This is a genomic window from Limnofasciculus baicalensis BBK-W-15 (assembly GCF_024178385.1).
Taxonomy (GTDB): Bacteria; Cyanobacteriota; Cyanobacteriia; order Cyanobacteriales; family Coleofasciculaceae; genus Limnofasciculus; species Limnofasciculus baicalensis.
On sequence record NZ_JAMZMM010000682.1, the window covers coordinates 1 to 1,464 of the forward strand.

A 1,464-nucleotide genomic window follows, 5' to 3' on the forward strand; every position below is an offset into this window, starting at 1 on the left:
CCGACATCCGCGACCAAGCCTCACACCGGGTGTTCAAGGGCTTCCTTGCGACGATTCCAGCCGAGAAGCGCAAGCACTTGCCACGATATCTGGCGGGGATCCGCGTGCGCATGGGCAAGGTCGCGGCCAACCTGCCGCGTGATTCCAAACTCATGGAAGAGACCGTTCCCTACTGGCGAGCCGCCAAGGCCCGAGTCGATCTGCATGCCAAGGCTGGCGTGACAGACGGGGAACTGACGCTCTACCGATGGATGGTCGAAGAGTTCCGCGTCGCGCAGTTCGCGCAGGAACTTCGCACAGCGATGACGGTTTCGCCAAAACGCCTGCAAGAACAGTGGAACAAGATTGGAAAGCCGTAGAGTGCCAGGCGTCAGGTGTGAGCGGGGTACCTGACGACGGCCAGCAGTTGATCGTGAAGCGCGCCATTGCTCACGACCGCATTCCCTGAAGTGACTCGTCGGTGTCCAGCGAAGTCCGTGCACCGACCTCCGGCCTCTTCGATGATCGCGACCGCGCCGCAGATATCCCATGGTTTCATGAGCGGTTCGACTGAAGCGTCCGCCCTGCCCGTGGCGACGAGGACGAGGCCATAGCAGTCGCTCCAGCCGCGCGTGACCGCGCACGACTTCTGGAGCCGTGGGTACAACTCAATGGCGCGTGCCTTCTCGAAGTAGTCCAATGAGGTCGTGACCAAGGTGGCGTCGCTCAAGCGCGAAGTGTTGGAGACCTTTGCAGGCGTGGACGTGCGTGCTTGTCCAACCTCATCGAGTTCCAGTTCATGCCACGAACCGAGACCGATAGCTCCCCACACAAGTTCGTTCAAGGCGGGCATGACGATCACGCCGCCAATGGGCGAGCCGTCTTTCTCCAGGCCGAGGATTGTGCCGTAGAGCGGCACGCCGTGCACGAACGAGACGGTGCCGTCGATGGGGTCCACGACCCAACGATACTCTGAGGTGCCCGCTCGCTCTCCAAACTCTTCGCCGAGGACGCCATCACGCGGGAACGCCTCTGCCAGACGCTCGCGAACCAACGTCTCTGCGCTGCGGTCTGCGATGGTGACCGGCGAGCCATCGCCTTTGGTTTCCTGTGTGAGCGTCTCGAGGTGGGGGCTGGTGTCACGATTCGCACCCAACGTCGGCCCGGGAAACCAGCGAAGCGTTAGTCGGGCCGCTTCGAGAGCGATGCGACGGGCGGCGATCATTCTTTGCGGGAGTGCGTCTTCGCTCACAGAGTCATGGTAGTCCCGGGCGCGTGAGTGGCTGGTCGCGCTCCACGCCCGATTCGGCCCGCTATTCTCTGGCATGAAAGCCGTCGTCGTACAGCGTCAAGGTTCGCCAGTCGCCGCCAACATCGAGTATCGCACGGACTACCCAGAATGCCCTGAGCCTCAGGCCGGCTGGGTGCAGATCAAGACGCTCGCGAGCGCGTTCAACCAGATGGACCTGTGGGTCGGTCGTGGTG

Annotated in this window: 2 protein-coding genes; one reads left to right on the plus strand and one right to left on the minus strand. The window is 62.6% G+C overall.

All coding sequences use genetic code 11. The annotated features are described in order from the left end of the window. Positions 1 to 359 (plus strand): DUF3418 domain-containing protein (locus NJ959_RS29430; protein ID WP_254015307.1); only part of this gene is annotated, 359 nt, incomplete at its 5' end. An 11-nt stretch (positions 360 to 370) separates the two neighbouring features. Here NJ959_RS29430 and NJ959_RS29435 read toward each other — a convergent pair. Beyond that, positions 371 to 1,204 (minus strand): inositol monophosphatase family protein, encoded by an 834-nt coding sequence (locus NJ959_RS29435; protein ID WP_254015308.1) that lies wholly within the window; start codon positions 1,202 to 1,204, stop codon positions 371 to 373. Between the last annotated feature and the right edge of the window lie 260 nt (positions 1,205 to 1,464).

Bases quoted from the DNA above. Each gene is read 5' to 3' on its own strand.
- NJ959_RS29435 (WP_254015308.1), bottom strand. From the start codon at position 1,204: ATGATCGCCGCCCGTCGCATCGCTCTCGAAGCGGCCCGACTAACGCTT.